The 21,742-nt window shown below is 74.0% G+C and carries 20 protein-coding genes and 1 pseudogene; 11 read left to right on the plus strand and 10 right to left on the minus strand.

Annotation, left to right across the window (positions count from 1 at the left end; genetic code table 11):
• Positions 1-4: 4 nt before the first annotated feature.
• Together ACQPZO_RS27860 and ACQPZO_RS27865 are read right to left on the minus strand one after the other, a co-directional pair.
• Positions 5-811 (minus strand): sugar phosphate isomerase/epimerase family protein, encoded by an 807-nt coding sequence (locus ACQPZO_RS27860; RefSeq protein WP_433344843.1) that lies wholly within the window; start codon positions 809-811, stop codon positions 5-7.
• 75 nt (positions 812-886) lie between these two features.
• Entirely contained in the window at positions 887-1,831 is a 945-nt protein-coding gene (locus ACQPZO_RS27865) for a Ppx/GppA phosphatase family protein (RefSeq protein WP_433344844.1), read from the minus strand.
• Between the two features lie 74 nt (positions 1,832-1,905).
• Between ACQPZO_RS27865 and ACQPZO_RS27870 the strand changes: the two genes are divergently transcribed.
• On the plus strand, positions 1,906-2,712 hold the full coding sequence (locus ACQPZO_RS27870) for a hypothetical protein (protein WP_433344845.1): 807 nt from the start codon (positions 1,906-1,908) through the stop codon (positions 2,710-2,712).
• A gap of 54 nt (positions 2,713-2,766) precedes the next feature.
• On the opposite strand, the gene ACQPZO_RS27875 is transcribed toward ACQPZO_RS27870, so the two are convergent.
• Positions 2,767-3,450, minus strand: coding sequence for a response regulator (locus tag ACQPZO_RS27875; RefSeq protein WP_396670433.1), 684 nt, complete (start codon positions 3,448-3,450; stop codon positions 2,767-2,769).
• 24 nt (positions 3,451-3,474) lie between these two features.
• A complete protein-coding gene (locus tag ACQPZO_RS27880) occupies positions 3,475-4,776 on the minus strand; it encodes a sensor histidine kinase (protein ID WP_433344846.1) in 1,302 nt (433 codons plus the stop codon).
• A gap of 212 nt (positions 4,777-4,988) precedes the next feature.
• On the opposite strand from ACQPZO_RS27880, the gene phoU reads away from it, so the two are divergent.
• Positions 4,989-5,642 carry a phosphate signaling complex protein PhoU gene (phoU, locus tag ACQPZO_RS27885; RefSeq protein WP_433344848.1) on the plus strand — a complete coding sequence of 218 codons (654 nt, stop codon included), beginning with the start codon at positions 4,989-4,991 and terminating at the stop codon, positions 5,640-5,642.
• 61 nt (positions 5,643-5,703) lie between these two features.
• Here the strand turns inward: phoU and ACQPZO_RS27890 are convergent, their stop codons facing one another.
• Positions 5,704-6,471, minus strand: coding sequence for a phosphoglyceromutase (locus ACQPZO_RS27890; RefSeq protein ID WP_433344850.1), 768 nt, complete (start codon positions 6,469-6,471; stop codon positions 5,704-5,706).
• A gap of 151 nt (positions 6,472-6,622) precedes the next feature.
• Between ACQPZO_RS27890 and ACQPZO_RS27895 the strand changes: the two are divergent.
• A pseudogene (locus tag ACQPZO_RS27895) lies at positions 6,623-7,989 on the plus strand (MDR family MFS transporter).
• 81 nt (positions 7,990-8,070) lie between these two features.
• The gene (locus tag ACQPZO_RS27900) at positions 8,071-9,372 is read left to right on the plus strand and encodes an MFS transporter (RefSeq protein WP_433344852.1); all 1,302 of its coding nucleotides are present in this window, start codon (positions 8,071-8,073) and stop codon (positions 9,370-9,372) included.
• Between the two features lie 430 nt (positions 9,373-9,802).
• Here ACQPZO_RS27900 and ACQPZO_RS27905 read toward each other — a convergent pair whose 3' ends face one another.
• The 3 genes from ACQPZO_RS27905 to mshA form a co-directional block, all read right to left on the minus strand.
• Positions 9,803-10,852, minus strand: a complete 1,050-nt coding sequence (locus ACQPZO_RS27905) for a hypothetical protein (RefSeq protein WP_433351302.1) — start codon at positions 10,850-10,852, stop codon at positions 9,803-9,805.
• 188 nt (positions 10,853-11,040) lie between these two features.
• Positions 11,041-11,568, minus strand: coding sequence for a YbjN domain-containing protein (locus tag ACQPZO_RS27910; RefSeq protein WP_433344854.1), 528 nt, complete (start codon positions 11,566-11,568; stop codon positions 11,041-11,043).
• A 97-nt stretch (positions 11,569-11,665) separates the two neighbouring features.
• A complete protein-coding gene (gene mshA, locus ACQPZO_RS27915; RefSeq protein WP_433344855.1) occupies positions 11,666-13,030 on the minus strand; it encodes a D-inositol-3-phosphate glycosyltransferase in 1,365 nt (454 codons plus the stop codon).
• Positions 13,031-13,222: 192 nt separating this feature from the next.
• Here mshA and ACQPZO_RS27920 point away from each other — a divergent pair, with 192 nt between their 5' ends.
• Both ACQPZO_RS27920 and ACQPZO_RS27925 read left to right on the plus strand, forming a co-directional pair.
• Positions 13,223-13,990, plus strand: a complete 768-nt coding sequence (locus ACQPZO_RS27920; protein ID WP_433344857.1) for an SDR family oxidoreductase — start codon at positions 13,223-13,225, stop codon at positions 13,988-13,990.
• 42 nt (positions 13,991-14,032) lie between these two features.
• Positions 14,033-14,812, plus strand: a complete 780-nt coding sequence (locus tag ACQPZO_RS27925; protein WP_433344859.1) for a class I SAM-dependent methyltransferase — start codon at positions 14,033-14,035, stop codon at positions 14,810-14,812.
• A gap of 160 nt (positions 14,813-14,972) precedes the next feature.
• Here the strand turns inward: ACQPZO_RS27925 and ACQPZO_RS27930 are convergent, their stop codons facing one another.
• A complete protein-coding gene (locus ACQPZO_RS27930; protein WP_433351303.1) occupies positions 14,973-16,013 on the minus strand; it encodes a UDP-N-acetylmuramate dehydrogenase in 1,041 nt (346 codons plus the stop codon).
• A 119-nt stretch (positions 16,014-16,132) separates the two neighbouring features.
• Here ACQPZO_RS27930 and ACQPZO_RS27935 point away from each other — a divergent pair, with 119 nt between their 5' ends.
• The 5 genes from ACQPZO_RS27935 to ACQPZO_RS27955 all read left to right on the plus strand — a co-directional run bounded on the left by ACQPZO_RS27935 (position 16,133) and on the right by ACQPZO_RS27955 (position 20,948).
• Positions 16,133-16,891 carry a maleylpyruvate isomerase family mycothiol-dependent enzyme gene (locus ACQPZO_RS27935; RefSeq protein ID WP_433344861.1) on the plus strand — a complete coding sequence of 253 codons (759 nt, stop codon included), beginning with the start codon at positions 16,133-16,135 and terminating at the stop codon, positions 16,889-16,891.
• 283 nt (positions 16,892-17,174) lie between these two features.
• The gene (locus ACQPZO_RS27940; protein WP_433344862.1) at positions 17,175-18,554 is read left to right on the plus strand and encodes a GH1 family beta-glucosidase; all 1,380 of its coding nucleotides are present in this window, start codon (positions 17,175-17,177) and stop codon (positions 18,552-18,554) included.
• Positions 18,555-18,573: 19 nt separating this feature from the next.
• Positions 18,574-19,581 carry a LacI family DNA-binding transcriptional regulator gene (locus ACQPZO_RS27945; RefSeq protein WP_433344863.1) on the plus strand — a complete coding sequence of 336 codons (1,008 nt, stop codon included), beginning with the start codon at positions 18,574-18,576 and terminating at the stop codon, positions 19,579-19,581.
• A 57-nt stretch (positions 19,582-19,638) separates the two neighbouring features.
• Positions 19,639-20,055, plus strand: a complete 417-nt coding sequence (locus tag ACQPZO_RS27950; protein WP_433344864.1) for a RidA family protein — start codon at positions 19,639-19,641, stop codon at positions 20,053-20,055.
• A complete protein-coding gene (locus ACQPZO_RS27955; RefSeq protein ID WP_433344866.1) occupies positions 20,052-20,948 on the plus strand; it encodes a GNAT family N-acetyltransferase in 897 nt (298 codons plus the stop codon). The genes ACQPZO_RS27950 and ACQPZO_RS27955 overlap by 4 nt, the downstream gene beginning before the upstream one ends.
• Positions 20,949-21,012: 64 nt before the next feature.
• Here the strand turns inward: ACQPZO_RS27955 and ACQPZO_RS27960 are convergent, their stop codons facing one another.
• Positions 21,013-21,537 carry a hypothetical protein gene (locus ACQPZO_RS27960; protein ID WP_433344868.1) on the minus strand — a complete coding sequence of 175 codons (525 nt, stop codon included), beginning with the start codon at positions 21,535-21,537 and terminating at the stop codon, positions 21,013-21,015.
• Between the last annotated feature and the right edge of the window lie 205 nt (positions 21,538-21,742).

Raw genomic sequence — 21,742 nt, forward strand, 5'->3', positions numbered from 1 at the left:
GCGATCAGGCGTCGACCGGGGACGGGGCGGTAAGGTGGGCGCGGGCGAACTCCAGGGCCTCGCGCAGGTCGGCCTCGCGGACCGCGCGGCTCTTCGCGCCCCGGGTGGTGACCTCCACGGCGACCGAGCCGGTGAAGCCGCGCCCGGCGAGCGACCGGAGCAGCTCGGCGCAGGGCTGCGTGCCTCGCCCCGGGACGAGGTGCTCGTCACGCCCCTCGCCGGTGCCGTCGCCGAGGTGCACGTGGGCCAGGGCATCGCCCATCCGGTCGGCCATCTCCAGCGAGTCGGTGTGCGACGCGGCGCAGTGCGACAGGTCGAGCGTGTACGACGGGTAGCCGGTCTCGGTCGGGTCCCAGCCCGGCACGTACGGGACGAACTGCCGGCCGGCCATCCGCACCGGGTACATGTTCTCCACCCCGAAGCGCACGCCGTCGAACCGGTCGGCGATCGTCGCCAGCCCGTCGGCGAAGTTGCGGGCGTAGTCCCGCTGCCAGGTGAAGGGCGGGTGCACCACGACGGTCGGCGCCCCCAGCGTCTCGGCCAGCTCGCCGGCCCGCCGCAGCCGCTCCCACGGGTCGGGGCTCCACACCCGCTGGGTGACCAGCAGGCAGGGCGCGTGGACGGAGAGCACCGGCACCCCGTAGTGCTCGGCCAGGCCGCGCAGCGCGCCGGCGTCCTGGCTCACGGCGTCGGTCCAGACCATCACCTCGACGCCGTCGTAGCCGAGCGCCGCGGCCAACTGGAACGCCGCCGCAGTCCGCTCAGGGAAGACCGAGGAAGTGGACAGGAGCACCGGCACGCGGGAAGTCACACCAGCCAGCGTAGCCCGGCCCGATTGCGGCATCGTGACGAGCGGTCGCAAACCACCGCGTAACGCCACGTTTTCTCACATCGGCGTGAGCTGATCAAGCCGGCGCAGGATGACCCCCTCGCGCAGCGCCCACGGGCAGATCTCCAGCGACCGCACGTCGAGCCGGCGCATCACCGCCTCGGCCACCACCGCCCCGGCCAGCAGTTGGTGTGCCCGCCCGACGCTCACCCCCTCCAGCTCGGACAGGTGGCGCGGCGGGATGTGCCGGACGAAGCCGAGCACCTGCCGCAGGCCGTCCCGGGTCAGACTGCGCCGGGCCCGGAGCCCGGCACCGGACGGGGCCGCGCCGGCCAGCCGGGCCAGCGTGCGGAACGTCTTCGAGGTGGCCACCGGGCGCTCCCAGCGGATCTCGGCCATCTTCTCCGCCACCGGGTCGAGCAGCCCGTCGACGTACTCCCGGAGTTCCTCCACGGCCTCGACGGACGGCGGGGCCGTGCTGTCGGGGTCGACCCGGAGCCGGTCGCGGGTCAGCCGGCCGGCGCCGAGCGGGAGGGACACCGCGACGTCCGGGTACTCGTCGATGCCTGCGGCGATCTCCAGCGAGCCGCCGCCGATGTCCAGCGCCAGCAGCCGCCCGGCCGACCAGCCGAACCACCGCCGCACCGCGAGGAACGTCATCCGCGCCTCGTCCGCGCCGGAGAGCACCTCCAGGCGTACGCCGGTCTCGTCGCGCACCCGGGCCAGCACCTCCTGCGCGTTGGTGGCCTCGCGCACGGCGGAGGTGGCGAACGCGATCAGGTCGGCGGCGTCCAGCCCGGCGGCGGCGGCCCGGGCCGCGCCCACCGCCTTGACCAGGCCGTCCGCCCCCGCCTCGGTGAGCGCGCCGTCGGGGCCGATCTGCTCGGCGAGCCGGAGCACCACCTTCTCGGAGTGCGCGGGCCAGGGGTGCGCGCCGTGGTGGGCGTCGACCACCAGCAGGTGCACGGTGTTGGACCCGACGTCGAGGACTCCCAGTCGCATGCTCAAGACAGTAGGGCCTGGCCGGATCGTCGGCTCGCCGGTGGGACCGGGCGACCGGGCGTACGCTGGGCCGGGTGACGAGCCAGATCGAGATCCGGGCCCTGGTCGACGATCCCGACGACCCGCGCAACCGGGAGGTCGGGCTGGACTTCCCCCGGGAGTGGATCGAGTTCGTCGACCCGGCCGACGCCACGCACGTGGTCCGGGCCGACCTGACCTGGCTGCTGTCCCGTTGGACGTGCGTGTTCGGCAAGGGCTGCCACGGCATCGTCGCCGGCCGGGCCGCCGACGGCTGCTGCTCGCACGGCGCGTTCTTCACCGACCCGGACGACGAGAAGCGGGTCCGGGCGGCGGTCAGGCGGCTCACCCCGGGGACCTGGCAGCACTTCCGGCGCGGGTTCAGGAACTGGACCTCCGACGACACCATCGACGGCGAGAATCCCGCCCGGCGCACCGCCACCCGCGACGTCGACGCCCCGTGCGTGTTCCTCAACGACGCCGACTTCCCGGCCGGCGGCGGCTGCGCGCTGCACGCCCAGGCGCTGCGCGACGGGGTGCACCCGCTGGAGTACAAGCCGGACGTCTGCTGGCAGCTTCCCGTCCGGCGGGACCAGGAGTGGCACAAGCGCCCGGACAACACCAAGGTGCTGATCTCCACCCTGACCGAGTTCGACCGCCGGGGCTGGGGCGCGGGCGGGCACGACCTGGACTGGTGGTGCACCTCGTCGACGGACGCGCACGTCGGCGCCGAGTCGATGTACGTCTCGTACGGCCCGGAGCTGACCGCGCTGATCGGCGCGCCCGCGTACGCGAAGCTCGCCGAGCTGTGCACGGCCCGGCTCCGCCAGGGCCAGGTCGCTCCGCACCCGGCCAGCGGCTGAGGCCCCGCGGCGGTCAGCCGGCCGGGCCGCCCCGCACGTCGGGGCCCCGCCCGGTCACGGCTCGAACTTGTAGCCCAGTCCGCGGACGGTGACGATGAACCGCGGCGCGGACGGCTCCGGCTCGATCTTCGAGCGCAGCCGCTTCACGTGCACGTCCAGGGTCTTGGTGTCGCCGACGTAGTCGGCCCCCCAGACCCGGTCGATGAGCTGCCCCCGGGTCAGCACCCGGCCGGCGTTGCGCAGCAGCAGCTCCAGCAGCTCGAACTCCTTGAGCGGGAGCTGCACGCTGCCCCCGTCCACGGTGACCACGTGCCGCTCGATGTCCATCCGCACCGGGCCGGCGGTCAGGGTCGGCGTGCCCGAGTCGGTCGCCTCCTGGCTCTGCCGGCGCAGCACCGCCCGGATACGGGCGACCAACTCCCGGGGCGAGTACGGCTTGGTGACGTAGTCGTCGGCCCCGATCTCCAGGCCGACCACCTTGTCGATCTCGCTGTCCCGCGCCGTGACCATGATGATCGGCACGTGCGAGCGCTGGCGGAGCTGCCGGCACACCTCGGTGCCGGACATCTCGGGCAGCATCAGGTCGAGCAGCACGATGTCGGCGCCGGTCCGGTCGAACTCGGTGAGGGCTGCCGGGCCGGTGGCCGCGACCGAGACCTCGAAGCCTTCCTTGCGGAGCATGTACGACAGGGCGTCGGAGAACGACTCCTCGTCCTCGACCACCAGAACGCGGCTCAACGGGTTTGTCCTTTCATCGCGGGGTCAGGCCTGCCGGGGCTCGGCCGGGCCGGCCTCGATCCCACCGGACGGCGTTGTCGGCAGGAGGTCGTCCGGTGGACGGGCGGGCAGCCGGAGGGTGAACGTCGACCCACCCCCCAGAGTGCTCGACACCTCGACCCGTCCGCCATGGTTGCTGACGATGTGTTTGACGATTGCCAGGCCCAGCCCGGTGCCGCCGGTGGCCCGGGACCGGGCCTGGTCGGCGCGGTAGAACCGTTCGAAGACCCGCTCGACGTCGGTCGGCGCGATCCCGATCCCCTGGTCGGCGACGGAGATCGCGACGTGTTCGCCGTCGGCCCGGGCGGTGACCCGGACCGTGGTGTCCTCGCCCGAGTAGTTGACGGCGTTCTCGACCAGGTTGGCCACGGCGGTGGCGATCTGGGAGTCGCTGCCGTACACGGTCAGCCCGCGCTCGCCCTCGATGATCACCTCGACGCGGCGGGCGGCGGCGCTGGTGCGGGTGCGGTCGAGCACCTCGGCGACCACCCAGTCCACCGCGACCGGCTCGGGCGCGGGCTGCGGCTCGGCCCCCTGGAGCCGGGTCAGCTCCAGCAGCTCCTGCACCAGCCGGCCCAGCCGGGTCGACTCGTGCTGGATGCGCTCGGCGAACCGGCGGGCGGCGACCAGGTCCTCGGGGAGGTCGAGGGCCGCCGCGCCGGCCGGCTCGGTGGCGTCCAGCAGCGCCTCGGCGAGCAGTTGCAGGGCCCCGATCGGGGTCTTCAGCTCGTGGCTGACGTTGGCCACGAAGTCCCGGCGGACCTGGGCCAGCCGGTGCGACTCGGTGACGTCGGCCGCCTCGACCGCCACGTGCCCGCCGCCGACCGCCATCGCCCGCAGGTGCACGCCGAGCGGGCCCGGGCCGGCGTTGTCGCGGCCCCGCGGCAGGTCCAGCTCGATCTCGCGCCGCGCGCCCGTGCGGCGCACCTGCCCGGCCAGCGTACGGATCAGCGGGTGCACGGCGATCGTGCCGGGGGTGGCCCCGGTGCGCAGCAGCCCCATCGCCCGGGCCGCCGGGTTGACCAGGACCGGCACGTCGTCGGTGTCGAGCACCACGACGCCGGCGCGCAGCGAGTCCACCGTCCGGCGGCCGAGGCTGGACAGGACGGTCTGCTGATCGTCGACCATCGCGGGCCTCCCCCTGCTCCGGAGCAGGCGGCCGAACCCGCTGCTCCCGGCGGCCGGGCCGCGGCGGCGCCACGCCCCCACGAGCCGGGGCAGCAGCGCCCCGATGGCCAGCCCGGCCACCAGCGCCACGACCATCGCCGCCGTCACCGCCCATTCCACCCGGCGATCGTAGGGTCATTGTTCACCGGGGTATCGCCACAAACGGGATGAAGCGCCCTCGCTTCCGGCAATGTTCACTCCTCGGTCCCGTGCCGTTCACCGGCGTTCACCTCCGGTCATCTCCCCCGACCTACGGTGGTCGCGCACCTGCTCGACCCCTGCGCCGACGCCCGGACCGCCGGGCCGGCGACCACCGACCACAGGACGTGATGATGCGCGACGAGTTCCGGGCCGACCTCCAGATCGTCAGCCAGTTGCTGGTGGACATGGCGGAGGCCATCCGTGCCGCCATGCGCGAGGCCACCCGCGCCCTGCTCACCGCCGACCGTCAGGCGGCCGAGACCGTGATCGAGCGGGACGCCGAGATCGACGACCTCTACCGGCACGTCGAGGAGCGGGTCTGCGACCTGCTCGCCCGGCAGGCGCCCGTCGCCTCCGACCTGCGGGCCATGATCACCGCCCTGCACGTCGCCGCCGACCTGGAGCGGATGGGCGACCTGGCCGACCACGTGGCGAAGACCGCGTTGCGCCGGCACCCGTCCCCGGCGGTGCCGGCGGAGCTGCGGACGGTCTTCACCGACATGGCGTCGATCGCCGACCGGATGGCCGAGAAGATCGGCAGGGTGCTGGCCGAGCCCGACGCCGACCTCGCCGCCGAACTCGACCGCGACGACGACACGATGGACGACCTGCACAGGAGCCTGTTCGCGGTGCTGCTCGGCGACGACTGGCCGTACGGGGTGGAGACGGCGATCGACGCCACCCTGCTGGGCCGCTTCTACGAGCGGTTCGCCGACCACGCGGTCAACGCCGGTGAGCGCGTGGTCTACCTGATCACCGGGGAGCCCGCCTCGTCGGCCGAGTGAGCCGGTCCGGAAGGGGCCCCTGCCGCGCACGAGGCGTCGGCAGGGGCCCCTTCCGACGTCGTCAGCGGCCCTGGTTGGCGACCGCGGCGGCGGCGGCCTTGGCGGCGGTCGGGTCGAGGTACGTCCCGCCCAGGGTGAGCGGGCGCAGGTGCGGGTCCAGGTCGTAGCGCAGCGGGATGCCGGTCGGGATGTTCAGCTTGGCGATCGCGGAGTCACTGATCTGGTCGAGGTGCTTGACCAGGGCGCGCAGCGAGTTGCCGTGCGCGGCCACCAGCACCGTCCGCCCGGCCAGGATGTCCGGCACGATCGAGTCGTACCAGTACGGCAGCATCCGCTCGACGACGTCCTTGAGGCACTCGGTGCGCGGCATCAGTTCCGTCGGCAGCAGCGCGTACCGGGGGTCGCCGACCTGCGACCACTCGTCGTCGTCGGCGATCGGCGGCGGCGGCGTGTCGTACGACCGGCGCCAGAGCATGAACTGCTCCTCGCCGTACTCGTCCAGGGTCTGCTTCTTGTCCTTGCCCTGCAACGCGCCGTAGTGACGCTCGTTGAGCCGCCACGACCGGCGCACCGCGATCCAGTGCCGGTCGGCGGCGCTCAGCGCCAGCTCGGCGGTGCGGATCGCCCGGCGCATCACGCTGGTGTGCACGACGTCCGGCAGCAGGCCGTGCTCGCGCATCAGCTCGCCGCCGCGCCGCGCCTCGACCTCACCCTTGGCCGTCAGGTCGACGTCGACCCAGCCGGTGAAGAGGTTCTTCGCGTTCCAGTCGCTCTCGCCGTGCCGCAGCAGGACCAGCGTCCCGATGGTGGGCCCTTCGCTCGCAGTCATGCCGATCATCCTGCCGTACGCCTCCGGCGGACACGCGGGGACGGGCGGTGACGACCACCACGTGGAAAAGCTGGTGACCGGCGATCACGGGCGGGACTAGGTTGTAAGGCGCTTTAGATAGGTCGGTCATTACCGAGGCGGGGGCGCGAGCGTGCGGACGATGCGGGGCTGGTTCCAGGACACCACCGGCGGACTGCCGAGGACCTTCTGGTACCTGTGGGCCGGCACCCTGATCAACCGGCTCGGCTCGTTCGTCCTGGTCTTCCTGGCCATCTACCTCACCCAGGAGCGCGGCTTCGACGAGCTCGCGGCCGGCCTGGTGCTCAGCGCCTCTGGGGCGTCGGCGGCGCGGTCGGCACCACACTGGGCGGGACGCTCTCCGACCGGTGGGGCCGGCGACCTACGCTGCTCACCGCCCACCTCGGCGCGGCGAGCATGATGCTCACCCTCGGCTTCGCCCGGGAACTCTGGGCGGTCGCCGTCGGCGCGCTGCTGCTCGGCCTGTTCGCCGAGGCGGCCCGGCCGGCGTTCGGCGCCATGATGATCGACGTCGTCCCGGAGCGGGACCGGCTGCGCGCGTTCTCGCTCAACTACTGGGCGATCAACCTCGGCTTCGCCAGCGCCGCGATCCTCGCCGGGCTCGCCGCCGAGGCCAGCTACCTGCTGCTGTTCGTGATCGACGCGGTCACCACCCTGGCCACCGCCGTGATCATCTTCGTCAAGGTGCGGGAGACCCGGGTCCCGGCCGTCGCGGTCGCGCTCGCCGCCGGGGCGGCCCGCCCCCGGGGCGCGCTGCGCACCATCCTCACCGACCGGGTGTACCTGGGCTTCGTCGCGCTCAACCTGCTCAGCGCGCTGGTCTTCCTCCAGCACATCTCGATGCTGCCGATCGCCATGGGCGACGACGGCCTGAGCCCGTCGACCTACGGCACGGTGATCGCGCTCAACGGGGTGCTGATCGTGGCCGGGCAACTCTTCGTCCCCCGGCTGATCCGGGGGCGCAGCCGCTCACACGTGCTCGCCCTGGCCTCCGTGGTGATGGGGGTCGGCTTCGGGCTCACCGCGTTCGCGGACGTCGCCTGGTTCTACGCGCTGACCGTGCTGGTCTGGACCGTCGGCGAGATGCTCAACTCGCCGTCCAACTCCACCCTGATCGCCGAGCTCTCCCCCGCCGAGCTTCGCGGCCGGTACCAGGGGGTGTTCTCGCTGTCCTGGCAGCTCGCCGGGGCCGCCGCCCCGCTGCTCGGCGGCCTGATCCGGCAGCAGGCCGGCAACGGCGCGCTCTGGCTGGGCTGCGCGGCGCTCGGCGCGGTGATGGCGGTCGGCCACCTGGTCTCCGGCCCGGCCCGGGAGCGGCGGGCCGTCGCGCTGCGCCCGCCGGTCGAGCCGGTCACCGTCGTCCGCCCCCCGGCGCCACAGGCCGCCGAGGCCGCGGCCACCGCGCCCGCCGAGCCGGTCGGGTCCGCCACCGACGGGTACGCCCCGGAGCCCGACCGCCGGGCCGCCCCGGCCCGGTGACCAGGAACACGCTGGCGCGCCCGGCCCTGGCCTTCCTACCGTCGACGCCGGAATTGTCAACAAACTTCACCGGGAGGTCGGATGCAGCCCCTGCGGCGCTGGTGGCATGACTCCGCAGGCGGTCTGCCCGCCACGTTCTGGTACCTCTGGGCGGGTCTGCTGATCAACCGGGCCGGCGCGTTCGCCATGCTCTTCCTGCCGCTGTACCTGGCCGAGGCGCGCGGGGCGAGCACCGCGCTGGCCGGCGCGGTGGTCGGGGCCTACGGGGCCGGCGGCGCGGTAGGCGTGCTGCTCGGCGGGGTGCTGGCCGACCGGTGGGGGCGGCGGGCCACCCTGCTCGCCGCGCACCTCGCCACCGCCGGGCTGATGGTCGGGCTGGCCTTCAGCCGGCACCTGGCCGCCATCGCCGCGCTGGCCGCCCTGGTCGGGGTGGTGCACTCCATGCCCAGCCCGGCCTTCGTCGCCGCGATCGTCGACGTGGTGCCGGAGCACCGCCGTTCCCGCGCGTTCAACCTCCAGTTCTGGGCGTTCAACCTGGGCATGGCCGTGGCCTCGCTGCTGGCCGGCCTGCTCGCCGAGGCGAGCTTCCTGGCGCTGTTCCTGGTCGATGCGGCAGCCACCCTGGCCGCCGCCGTCGTGATCGCGTGGAAGGTCCCCGAGACCCTCGCCCGCGTCCGGTCCACCCGGTCCCCGGACGGCCACCGGGCCGCCCGGACGGGAGGCGCCCGGCGGCCGCGCCAACCCGGGCTGCACACCGCGCTCACCGACCGGACGTTCCTGGTCTTCGTCGGGCTCACCTTCGTGCTGGCCGTGCTCACCATGCAGACCTCGACGATCATGCCGCTGGCGATGCGCGCGGATGGGCTGGGGCCGTCGGCGTACGGGACGGTGGTGGCGCTCGGCGGTGCCCTGATCGTGCTCGGCCAGCTCTTCGTGCCCCGGCTGATCGACCGGTACCGAAAGGGTGTCGTGCTCGCCGCGTCGACCGCGCTGCTCGCCCTCGGCTTCGGCGCCCTGGCCTTCGCCGGGACGCTGCCGGCGTACCTGGTCGCCGCGGTGGTCTGGACGGCCGGCTCGATGCTCGCCGCCCCGCCGAACGCACAGATCAACGCCGACCTCGCCCCGCCCGGGCTGCGCGCCCGCTACCAGTCGGTGTTCTACCTGGCCTTCCCGGCGGCGTCGTTCGTCGCGCCGGCCCTGGGCGGGCTCAGCCTCCAGCACCTCGGCGACCGGCACTGGCTGATCGTCGGCGCGCTGGGCCTGCTGGCCGCCGGGGGGCACCTCCTGGCCGGCCCGCCTCGGGAACGCCACGTGGCCGCCCTGCGGCACGGGGAAGGGCAGCACCTGGCCAGGACCGCCGCTGGAGCCGGCAGCCGCGGTTGACACCGACGGTCGGGCCGACGACACCGGAACTGCGCCGTTTCATGATCCGGGCCGTGGAACGTGCAGAGCGTCCACCTCGACCTTGGGCCGTGGTGGACGCTCGCAACGTGCCCGGCGGCGGCGGGCGACCCTCACCCCCGTAAGCGTCGCCCGCTCGCGCCGCCGGATCCCCCGGATGGCACCGTCCCCCAACGGTGTGACCCATCCGTTCCCCTGCGCCTCGCCCGTGCACGGATCTGATCGATCCGCCGCTCCCCCGAACGTTTCCGAGCTTGGCGCGGTGCAATAAAGCTAGTTCGCCCAGATTGCGGATTCAACCCGGATCGGCTGTCTCGCCGGTCACAGCACCGTCGTCCGGAACCGGGAACCACACTTTCTCGGCGTTGCCTTGAGCCAACAGGGTCTACCCGCCGGGCATTCCCGCAAACCCTCAGGCGTCAGCCCGATCGGGCGACTCGGTGCGGAAGAAGTTGCTCTGCCGCCCGTCACGCAACTGCTCCTGGTAGATGAGGTTCAGCCGGCGTACGTCGAAGGTGTCGAACCACTCCTCCCAGGTGATCTCGCGCATCCGGCTGCTCTCCCGGTAGCCCGGCATGTTGAACGTCAGCACCCCCGCCCGACCCTCCCGCTCGGTCCCGGCGATCGTGGCCGGCCGCGCGCCGCGCTCCCCCGCCCAGCGCCGGATCACGTCGTGGTCGGTGGTGACCAGGCTGCGCCCCGGGCGCTCCGGCCGGTCCTGGATCGACGTGATGAGCTGCGAGGACCGCACCGAGCGGGACGTCGAACCCCCGGTCCGGAGGGCCGACTGCTGCCGGTTCGCGGCACCCTGGCGAGCCGGGGCCGGCGCCTGCCGCTGGTTGGTGCCCGACCGGCCGGCCGCCGACGGAACGGCCTGCCGCTGGTTCGCGGCGGCCTTCCGGGCCGGGGCGGGGGCCGCCCGCCGATTACCGGCCGCCGTCGTCCCGCGGGCCGGAGCCGCCTTCCGGGCCGGGGCGGCAGCCGCCCTGGCCCGAGCCGGAGCGGCCTTGGCCCCAGCCGGAGCCGCTTTGGCCCGAGCCGGAGCGGCCTTGGCCCGCGACCCCGTGGCCTTTGCCCGCGCCGGGGCCGCCTTGGCCGGGGTCGCCTTCGCCCGCGACCCCGTGGCCTTCGCCCGCGCCGGAGCCGCCTTCGCCCGCGACCCTGTGGCCTTCGCCCGCGCCGGAGCCGCCTTCGCCGGGGCCGCCTTCGCCCGCGACCCCGTGGCCTTGGCCCGGGCCGGGGCCGCCTTGCGGGCACCCCCGGTCGCCTTGCGCGCGCCGGCTGCGGCCTTCGTGCCACGGGCCCGGCCCGCCGGCCCGGTGCTGCCCCGCGCCGCGCCGCCGGAGCGGACCTCGGCGCGCAGCGTCCGGGTCAGGGTCTTCACCAGTTCCGGCTTACGCAGGGCGGAGATCCCGGAGACGCCGCGGCGACGCAACTGGCCACGGATGTCGTCGGCCCTCATCCGGGAGATCTCCGACTCGGAGATCCCCGGCGTGTTCGGGGTCTGGTTGCCCGCCTGCCGTTTCGTCCTGGTCGCAGTCCCGCCGCGACCTGAGCTGTTTCGCTGAGCCATGGGATGCACGCTCCTCGACAGTCCGTCCTCGGCGCGCGGTCGGTCCCAGTGCCGCACCGCGCGGTGCGGCATACCCCTCAGGACGGCTCCGAACCCCCCGCCTGCGCCGACGACGGCTCGAAGAGGTGCGCGAACGCAGCCAGGTTGGCGGTCGACTCGCCGCGCTTGACCCGCCACTCCCACTCCCGCCGGATGGCGGCGCCGAAGCCGATCCCCAGCATCGTGTCGAAGGACTCGTCGGCGTACGTGAGCACCGCGCCGAGCAGCCGGTCCAGCTCGGCCTCGTCGAGCCCTCCGAGGTTGACCCGGCCGGTCAGGTAGACGTCGCCGGCCGCGTCGATGGAGAAGGACACCCCGTACATCCGGGCGTTGCGTTGCAGCAGCCACGCCCACAGCTCCTCGCGCCGCTCGTCCGGCTGGCGCATCACGAACGCCTCGACCCGCAGCGCGTGCTCACCGACGATGAGGTTGCAGACCGTCTTGAGCTTGTGGGTGCCGGGCAGGGTGACCGCGTACGACGCCTCGCCGGTGGACTCGGCGACCAGCTCCCGCTCCGCGCACACCGACTCGATCAGGGCGGCGACTTCGCTCTTCGCGCTGCTCATCCGCCCCACTCTACGGCCGCCCAGCCCCGCCCACCGGACGGTCGCCGCCGGCGAAGGGGCACCGGAGGTCTCGATGGACACGATGCCCTGCCCCGTCTCACCACGAACAGCTCAGGGCGGGGTCGCCGGCGAGCTGGGCGGCCATCCGGCCGCGCCGCTCGGCGATCGTCTCGCCGTACACGTTGAGCAGGTGGGAGACCGTCCGGTCCCAGGAGAAGTTGCGGGCGTGCCGCTCGGCGCCCAGGCCCAGGGTGGCCCGGCGCACCCGGTCGGGCAACAGGCGGGTCAGCTCACGAGCCCAGTCGACCGGGTCGTGGCCGTCGATCAGCACCCCGCTGACCTGGTCCCGGACGGCGGTGACCAGGCCACCCACGGCGGCGGCCAGCACCGGCGTACCGCACGCCTGGGCCTCCAGGGCGACCAGCCCGAACGACTCGTTGTGCGACGGCACCGCGACCAGGTCGGCGGCCCGGTACACGGCCGGCAGGTCGTCGCCCGTGCACGGCGGCAGGAAGCGCAGCCGGTCGGCGACCCCGAGCGAGCCGGCCAGCTCGATCAGGGCGGTCGGCCGGTCCAACCCGCTGCCACTCGGGCCACCGACGATCACCACGGTCAGCTCGTCGGCGAGCAGCGGGTCGCGCTCACGCAGCGCGGCGGCGGCACGGATCAGCACGTCGGGGGCCTTCAGCGGCTGGATCCGACCGACGAAGGCCACCACGTACCCCTCGGCGGGCAGCCCCAGCCGGCGGCGGGCGGCGAGCATCGCGGCGTGCCGGTCCCCGGCGGCGGGGCGGAACCGGCCCAGGTCGACGCCGGGCTCGACCACGGCGACCCGGGCCGGGTCGGCGGCGTACCGGTGGAGCAGGTCGCGGGCCTCGACCTCGGTGTTGGCGACCAGCCGGTCGGCCTCGGCGACCACCTGCTCCTCGCCGATCACCCGGGCCTTCGGCTCCGGCCGGTCCCCCGCCGCAAGCTGTGCGTTCTTCACCTTGGCGAGGGTGTGCGCGGTGTGCACCAGCGGCACCCCCCAGCGCTCCTTGGCCAGCCAGCCGATCTGCCCGGAGAGCCAGTAGTGGGAGTGGATGAGGTCGTAGTGGCCCGGCGGGCGGGCCGCCTCGGCCCGCAGCACCCCGGCCGTGAACGCGCAGAGCTGGCCGGGCAGCTCCTCCTTCGTCAGCCCTTCGAGGGGGCCGGCGGTGACGTGCCGGACGTGCACGCCGGGTGCCATCTCCACCACCGGCGGCAGGTCGCCGGAGGTGGCCCGGGTGAAGATCTCCACCTCGACGCCGGCCTCGGCCAACCGGCGGGCGACCTCCAGGATGTACACGTTCATCCCGCCCGCGTCGCCCGTGCCGGGCTGGTGCAGGGGTGATGTGTGCACCGACAGGGTGGCGATGCGCCGGGGCAGCGGCCACGGCCGGGCACCCCGCTGACGACCGATACCGGTGTGCAATTCCGCCACGTCCGCTCCCTCTGTCACGGTTGACGCCGTCCCGCACGACCGGCGCTTCTCGGTCAACCTGCGCGCCGGGTGTCATCTTCCCCATCGGGTATCGGAAATGCGTCCCGCCGACCCCCGGGCGTGACGGACCTCATCAGCGCCGCGCACCCACCCATTGGCACCGGACCCGCCCGACCGGGCGAGAATGGCCGGATGACCTCTGTCGCGATCGTCACCGGGGCGTCCAGCGGAATCGGGGCGGCCACCGCCCGCCGGCTGGCCACCGAGGGATTCCACGTGCTCGCCGCCGCCCGCCGCACCGACCGGCTGGCCGAGTTGGTCGCCGGGATCGAGGCGGCCGGCGGGGCGGCCACCGCAGTGGAGTGCGACGTCACCTCGCAGGAGTCGGTCGCCGGCCTGGCCGAGGCCGCCGCGGCGGCTCCCGGCCCGGTCACCCTGCTGGTCAACAACGCCGGGGGCGCACGCGGGTTGGACCCGGTGGAGTCCGGCTCGGTGGACGACTGGCAGTGGATGTACGACGTGAACGTGCTCGGCACCCTGCGGGTCACCCAGGCCCTGCTGCCGGCACTGGAGGCGTCCGGCGCCGGCACCATCGTGGTCGTCTCCTCCACCGCCGGCTTCGTCGTGTACGAGGGCGGGGGCGGATACTCCGCCGCGAAGCACGCGCAGACGGCGATCGCCGGCACGCTACGGCTGGAGCTGTGCGGCCGGCCGGTCCGGATCATCGAGATCGATCCGGGGATGGTACGGACCGACGAGTTCGGGCTGGTCCGCTTCGACGGCGACGCCGGGCGGGCGGCGGCGGCCTACGCGGGGGTGGCCGAGCCGCTGGTCGCCGAGGACGTCGCCGACTGCATCGCCTGGTGCGCGACCCGCCCGCAGCACGTGAACATCGACCGGCTGGTGGTCCGCCCGCTGGCCCAGGCCGCCCAGCACAAGGTGCATCGGACGAACCCGTGAGGCACCCGGAGTGATCCGGTCCCGCAAACGGGGGCGGCGCTGATGCGACCCCAGGGCGTGGTCACCCGGGGCACGACGAACCCCAACCGGCTGCGCCGGGTGGACAACTGGATCGTCGAGACGTGCGGCAACCGGCTCCGGGCGGCGCCGGACCCGCTGGTGGTCGACCTCGGCTACGGCGCCACGCCGGTCACCGCCGTGGAGCTGCGCGCCCGGCTGGCCGCCCGGGTCCGCGCCGACGTACGGGTGGTCGGGCTGGAGATCGATCCGGTACGCGTCGCCGCCGCCCGGCCCGCCGCCGACCCGCCGGGGCTCACCTTCACCCGGGGCGGGTTCGAGCTGGCCGGGCTGCGGCCCGTCCTGGTCCGGGCGTTCAACGTGCTCCGCCAGTACGACGAGGGCGAGGTCGCCGACGCCTGGCGCACGATCACCGACCGGCTGGCCCCGGGCGGGGCACTGGTCGAGGGCACCTGTGACGAACTGGGCCGGCTCGGCGGCTGGGTGCTGGTCGACGCAGCCGGCCCGCGAACGCTCACCCTGGCCGCCAAGCTCACCACGCTGGGCAGCCCCGCCGAGCTGGCCGAGCGGCTGCCGAAGGCGCTGATCCACCGCAACGTGCCGGGCGAACCCATCCACGCCCTGCTCCGCGACCTGGACGACGCCTGGCGGGCCGCCGCCCCGTACGCCCCCTTCGGCCCCCGCCAGCGCTGGCTGCACGCGATCGCGGCGGTCCGGGCGGCCGGCTGGCCGATCGAGTGCCGCCCCCGCCGCTGGCGCCTCGGCGAACTGACCGTCCCCTGGCCCACCGTCACCCCCGCCTGACCCACCCACCCACCCACCCCACCCCACCCCACCCCACACCTCCGCGATCTTGCACTTCCGGCCCCTCGATCGCCCCTTTTGCCCGATACGTCGGGGCCGGAACTGCAAGATCGCGCAGTGGTGGGGGTGGGGTGGGGGTGGGGTGGGGGTGGGGTGGGGGTCAGAGGGTGCAGTTGATGAGGATCGGTTCGGGGTGGAGGGTTACCGCGAAGCGGGCGTGGACGCCGTCGCGGATGTCGCGGGCCAGGGCGATCAGGGCCGCCGTGCTGGCGGTGCCGGCGCGGTTGGTGAGGGCGAGGGTGTGCTTGCCGGAGATGGCGACCCCCTCCGGGCCCGGGTGGCCCTTGGCGAACCCGGCCCGGTCGATCAGCCAGGCCGCGCTGACCTTGACCGTGTCGCCGGCCCCGGGCCAGTGCGGCGGCTCGCCGAGGTCGGCGGCGCGCTCGCGCAGCAGCTCGTAGCCCTCCCGGTCCAGCACCGGGTTGGTGAAGAACGAGCCCACCGACCAGGTGTCCGGGTCACCGGCGTCGAGCACCATGCCCTTGCCGGCCCGCAGCCGCAGCACGGTCGCCCGCGCGTCGGCCAGCGGCACCCGGTCGCCGACCTCGACGCCGAGCGCCCGGGCCAGCTCGGCGTAGCGGACCTGGCCGGACAGCGGGGACCGGGCGAGCCGGAAGTCGACCGAGAGCACCACCCAGCGTTCGCTGTACTTGAAGATGCTCGACCGGTACGCGAAACCACAGTCGGCCGCCTCGACCCGGCCCACGGTGCCGTCGGCGTGGTCGTACACCTGGACGCCGGTGATCGTCTCGGCCACCTCCTGGCCGTACGCGCCGACGTTCTGGATCGGGGTGGCGCCGGCCGAGCCCGGGATGCCGGACAGGCACTCCAACCCGGACCAGCCGTTGGCCACGGTCGCGGCGACCAGGTCGTCCCACGGCTCGCCGGCCTCCACCCGTACGGTGACGGTGTCGGTGTCCTCGGCGACCACCCGCAACCCCCGGGAGCGCACTAGCACGACGGTGCCGGGGAAGCCGGCGTCGCCGATCACCACGTTGCTGCCCCCGGCGAGGATAAGCACCTGGTCGTCCCGTAGGCGCGCCTGCTGCACCTTTTGTACGATCTCCTCGGCGCTGGCAGCGGTCTCGACCCGTCCCGCCGCGCCACCGAGGCGCAGGGTGGTGTATCTCGCCAACGACATCGGGTCGGCGGCGTGGGTTTCGGTGGCCGGCTGGGCACTAACGTCTGACACGCCTTTCACCCTAGGCTGAGGGGCAGCCGTGGCACCCACTGGTGGCCCGGTCGCCCGGAAGGATCCTGATGAGCAGACTGCACGGCACGAAGGACTTCTGGATCGGCGCGCTCCGGGCGGAGGGGCCCGCGTTCGCCGCCGCCGTCGCGGAAGCGCCTCCCGAGACACCCGTGCTGTCCTGCCCCGGCTGGACGATCACCGACCTGACCCTGCACCTCGGCGAGGTCTACCGCCGGGTGCAGATCTACGTCACGGCCAACAGCACCACCCGGCCGGAGGGTGTCGAGGCGGGCGGGCCGCCGCCGGAGCTGACCCCGTTGCAGTTCTTCCAGCAGGGGTACGACCGGCTGATGACCACGTTCGACGGGCTGGACCCGGAGGCCCCGGCGTGGAACTGGGCGCCGCAGCCGAAGAAGGCGGGGTTCTGGCCCCGCCGGGTGGCGCACGAGACGTCGGTGCACCGGTGGGACGCCCAGCTCGCCATCGCCGCCGGCGAGCCGATCGAGGCCAAGCTCGCGGCCGACGGGGTGAGCGAGGTGCTGGACACCTGGCTGCCCGCCGGCAAGCGGACGGCGACCGGCCGGTGGCACGGGGTCGTGCACCTCTCCGCGCCCGACGCCGGCCAGGACTGGTACCTGCGGCTGCGCGGAGAGGGCGTCGCGCTGCTGGACACCGACACCATCCTCGACCACGACGAGCACCACGCCCGGGCCGAGGTCACGGGGACTGCGAGCGACCTGCTGCTGGCCCTGATGGGCCGGGTCAGCTTCGACACCCTCGGCGTGGCCGGGGACCGGACGCTGCTCAACGGCCTCCGCACGGGCTGAGGCGCCGGCGGGCGCCGGACCGCGCGCCCACCTGGGCCGTAGCGCACAGCCGGACCGCGTCGACGCGAACAGGGGCCCGCCGACCCGGAGGGCCCCTGTCCGGGTCGGCGGCACGCGCCTTGAGAGCGCTCTCTTGACATCGGGCGAGGGAGGCACCACTCTCGGGCGAGAGCGCTCTCTCATGTCGGTCGGGCCGCCCTGGAACGACTCCCTCTGGCCGTACCCTGTCCTCGAAAGACCCGAGAGAGACCATCGGCGGGATCACGGAAGGTGCGGTCAAGGCGTGAGTGAACTCCGATTCCCCGAAGGCTTCGTCTGGGGTGCGGCCACTGCGGCGTACCAGATCGAGGGCGCGGCCCGCGACGGCGGCCGGGGCCCGTCCATCTGGGACACCTTCAGCCGTACGCCGGGCAAGGTCTTCGCCGGCCACACCGGCGACGTCGCTTGCGACCACTACCACCGGTACGCCGACGACGTGGCCCTCATGGCGGAGCTGGGGCTGAAGGCGTATCGGTTCTCGGTCGCCTGGTCGCGGATCCAGCCCGACGGCACCGGACCGGTGAACCCGCGCGGCCTGGACTTCTACGACCGGCTGACCGACGCGCTGCTGGACCGGGGCATCGACCCGATCGTCACGCTCTACCACTGGGACCTGCCGCAGACCCTCCAGGACCGGGGCGGCTGGACCAGTCGGGAGACCGCCGAACACTTCGCCACGTACGCGGCGGCGGTGCACGGCCGGCTCGGTGACCGGATCCGCACTTGGACCACGCTCAACGAGCCGTGGTGCTCGGCCTACCTCGGGTACGGCAACGGGGTGCACGCCCCCGGCGTACGGGACGCGGGGGCGGCCTTCGCCGCCGTGCACCACCTGCTGCTCGGGCACGGCCTGGCGGCCCGGGCGCTGCGCGCGGCCGGCGCGGAGGTCGTCGGGATCACGCTGAACCCGGCGGACGTGCAGCCGGCGGACCCGGGCAGCGCGGCGGACGCTGCGGCGGTCCGGCTGGTCGACGGGTTGCAGAACCGGATCTTCCTGGACCCGCTGACCGGCGTCGGCTACCCGGCCGACGTGCTGGAGCACGTCTCCCGGATAGTGGAGCCGACCTTCATCCGGGACGGGGACGAGAAGCTGATCGCCGCCCCCATCGACCTGCTCGGGATCAACTACTACGCCCCGACGTACGTGGCCGGCCGGCCGGACGGTGCCGGCGGCGGGGCGTACCCGGGGACCGAGCGGGCGGTGGAGTTCCTGCCGGCGACCGGGCCGCTGACCGAGATGGGCTGGATGATCGAGCCGGCCGGACTGACCCGCCTGCTGGAGCGGCTCGCCGCCGACTACCCGGGCCTGCCGCTGATGATCACGGAGAACGGCGGGGCGTTCCCGGACCGGGGCGGCGAGGCAGGGCCGGACGGGGCCACTCAGGTGGCCGACGCCGACCGGATCGCCTACCTCGACGGGCACCTTCGGGCGGCACACGAAGCCATCGCCCGGGGAGTGGACCTGCGCGGCTATCTCGTATGGTCGTTGTTGGACAACTTCGAGTGGGCCGAGGGCTACCGCAAGCGGTTCGGGATCGTCCACGTCGACTACCTGACCCAGCGGCGCACACCGAAGGCCAGCGCCCGGTGGTACCAGGGGGTGATCTCCCGGAACGGGCTGTGACGAGGTGGTGAGCACTCCGATGACGACGGTCCAGCGGCCGACCCTGGAGGCGGTGGCCCGGCGGGCCGGCGTGTCCCGGGCGACGGTCTCGCGGGTGGTGAACGGTTCCACGACCGTCGCCGAGCCGATCCAGGAGGCGGTCCGCCTGGCGGTGGCCGAGCTGGGGTACGTGCCGAACCTGGCCGCCCGCAGCCTGGTCACCCAGCGGACCGACTCGGTCGCCCTGGTCCTGCCCGAGGAGGCGACCCGGGTGTTCTCCGACGACCAGGTGTTCCCGAGCATCATCCGGGGGGTCGCCCAGGAGCTGGAGGCGGCCGACAAGCAGCTCGTGCTGATGCTGGCCGGCTCACCGGCCGGGCACGCCCGGGTGGAGCGGTACACCACCGGGCGGCACGTCGACGGGGCGATCTTCGCCTCGCTGCACGGGGCGGACCCGCTGCCGGGGAAGCTGGCCCGGCTGGGCATCCCGGTGGTGTGCAGTGGCCGCCCGCTCGGCGACGTCGGGGTGCCGTACGTCGACGTCGACCACGTCGGCGGGGTGACCCGGGCGGTGCGGCACCTGCTCGACTCGGGGCGGCGGCGGATCGCCACCATCGCCGGCCCGCAGGACATGATCGCCGGGATGGAGCGGCTGACCGGGTACCGGGAAACGGTCGCCGAGGCCGGGTTGCCGGAGCTGGTCGCGTTCGGGGACTTCACCCGCGAGTCGGGGGCTGCGGCGATGCGCCGGCTCCTCGACGCCCACCCCGACCTGGACGCCGTCTTCGCCGCGTCGGACCTGATGGCACACGCGGCCATGCGAACGCTGCGCAAGGCGGGTCGCCGGGTGCCCGAGGACGTCGCGATGATCGGCTTCGACGACATCGAGACCGCCGCGTACACCGAGCCGCCGCTGACCACAGTGCGGCAGCCGCTGCTGGAACTGGGCCGGGAGGCCGCCCGCCAGCTGCTGCGGATGGCGGCCGGCGAGGAGGTCGAGGTGGCCCTCGTCCTCCCCACGGAACTGGTCGTCCGCGCCTCCGCGTGAACCGCAGTGTGGGTAATTGCGTGGCGACCGAGAGTGCCGCGCACTAGCGTCGCGCGGATGAGCGATGCCGTGGCGCTGGTGCGCGTACCCGAACTGTCCGACGTCGCCGAGTACGCCTACGCGGCCACCGTCGACCCGCCGGCCCGGCTGGTGTTCACCGCCGGGGCCTGCCCGCTGGACGCCGAGGGTCGTACGGTCGCGCCGGGCGACCCGGCGGCGCAGGCCCGGCAGGCGATGGTGAACCTGGAGGTCGCGCTCGCCGCCGCCGGGGCCCGGCTCGCCGACGTCGTCAAGACCACCGTGTACGTCGCGTCGGCGCGGCAGGCCGACCTGGTGGCCGCGTGGGAGGTGGTCCGGGACGCGTTCGGCGACCACGATCCGCCGAGCACCCTGCTCGGGGTGGCCGTGCTCGGCTACACCGACCAGCTCGTCGAGGTGGAGGCCGTCGCCGCCGTCTGGGAGCAGAGCCGATGACGATCCGCGTCGCCCGGCCGGACGACGCCGCCGACGTGGTGGCCCTGCGGGCGCTCGTGTTCCCGTACCTCGTGCGGAGTGTGGCCTCGACCCGGCAGATGATCGCCGAGCCGTCGCCCGGCGAGGACTGGACGGCCTTCGTGGCCGAGGTCGACGGCACGGTGGTGGGCTGGGTGTCGGCGTACCGCGACGGCCGGACGTCCGAGGTGGGGTCCGGCAACGTGTCGCTGCTGCACGTCCACCCCGGGCACCGGGGGCGGGGTATCGGCTCGGGGCTGCTGGCCGCCGCGCTGGACCACCTGACCCCGCTCGACATCCGCCGGGTGCACGGCTGGGCGCTGGCCGAAGGGCTGCCGTTCGCCCGTCGACACGGGTTCACGGCGGGCCGGGAGATGCGCTACTCGGCGGTGGAGCTGCGCCAGGCTCCCCCACCGCCGGCCGCGCCCCCGCACGTACGCCTGTCCCCGCTGAGCGGGCTCGACCCGTACCAGGTCTACCTGGCCAACCGGGCGGCGGCGGTGGACGAGCCGGGCAACGTGCCGAGGGACGTCATGAGCTACGAGAGCTTCCGGTACGAGGTCTGGGACAACCTCGGCCTGGACCGGGATTCGAGCACCGCAGTCGTGGCCGACGGGGTGGTCGTCGCGTTCAGCCTGGTCAAGCGGGACGGCGACCGGATGTGGTCGGACTACACCGCCACGGTGCCGGAGCACCGGGGCCGAGGGCTGGCCCGGCTGGCGAAGGCGAACGCCCTGCACCGGGCCGCCACCTCGGGGGTGCGCGTCGCGTACACCTCGAACGACGCGGCCAACGCGCCGATGCTGGCGATCAACGAAGGGCTGGGGTATCGGCCCGTGGCCACCCAGTGGTCCTGCCTGCGCGAGCTGTCCTGACGCCGGCGCGGGGATCGCCCCTCGCGGAGGGGCGGCGACGAGGGCGGGCCGGCTGACGGCCCGCTCAGGGCGATCCCGGGGGCGACGGCCGACTGGCCGCGCAGACGCGGGCGAGCACGAAGCGGCCGGCTTCCCCGGCGATCGTCGCCGTTCCGCCCACCAGCGTCCATCCGGCCGGCAGGCGGAGCCACGCCAGACTGGCACCGCGGTCGTCGACGATCGCGCCGCCCTCGGCCGGTACGGCGGTGACGACCCGCCCCTGATCTTCGGTGGCGAACGCGGGCGTCACCGCGATGAACCGGGCCGCGACCGCACTGGCCGGCAGCCCGAACACCCAGACGTCCTCGTCGGGGTAGGGGCCGCCGCCCAGCTCCCGCGTGCAGGCACGTTCCCGGGTGGCCGCGACGGTGGGCCCGTCGGCGGGGTCCAGCCCGATCGTGGTCCGGGGGCCGGGCGGGAGCGGCACGGGGCGCTCAGCACCGGCTGGCACGGCCTCCGGCGGCGCGGACCGGGCCAGATCGGCCGCGCCGAGCACCAGCAGGCAGGCCGTGGTCACCCGGACGGCGGACCTGAGCCGGGCAGCTTCCACGCGACGCACTCCTGACGATTTTGCACCTTTTGCTCCTATCAGGATAGGGGCCTCGCGCCACCTGTGTCCGCTTTTGTCCGCTCTAGCCTACTTTGCGCCCGAATACGCTCAGTAGCTGTAGGGGCCGTCCCCGGACGGCCGGCTGGTCGAGTTCGTCGGCAACGTTCACGGGGCAGCTCCTTCATCCAGGCGGGATCCGACGACC

The organism is Micromonospora sp. CA-111912, from assembly GCF_050948415.1.
Taxonomy (GTDB): domain Bacteria; phylum Actinomycetota; class Actinomycetes; order Mycobacteriales; family Micromonosporaceae; genus Micromonospora.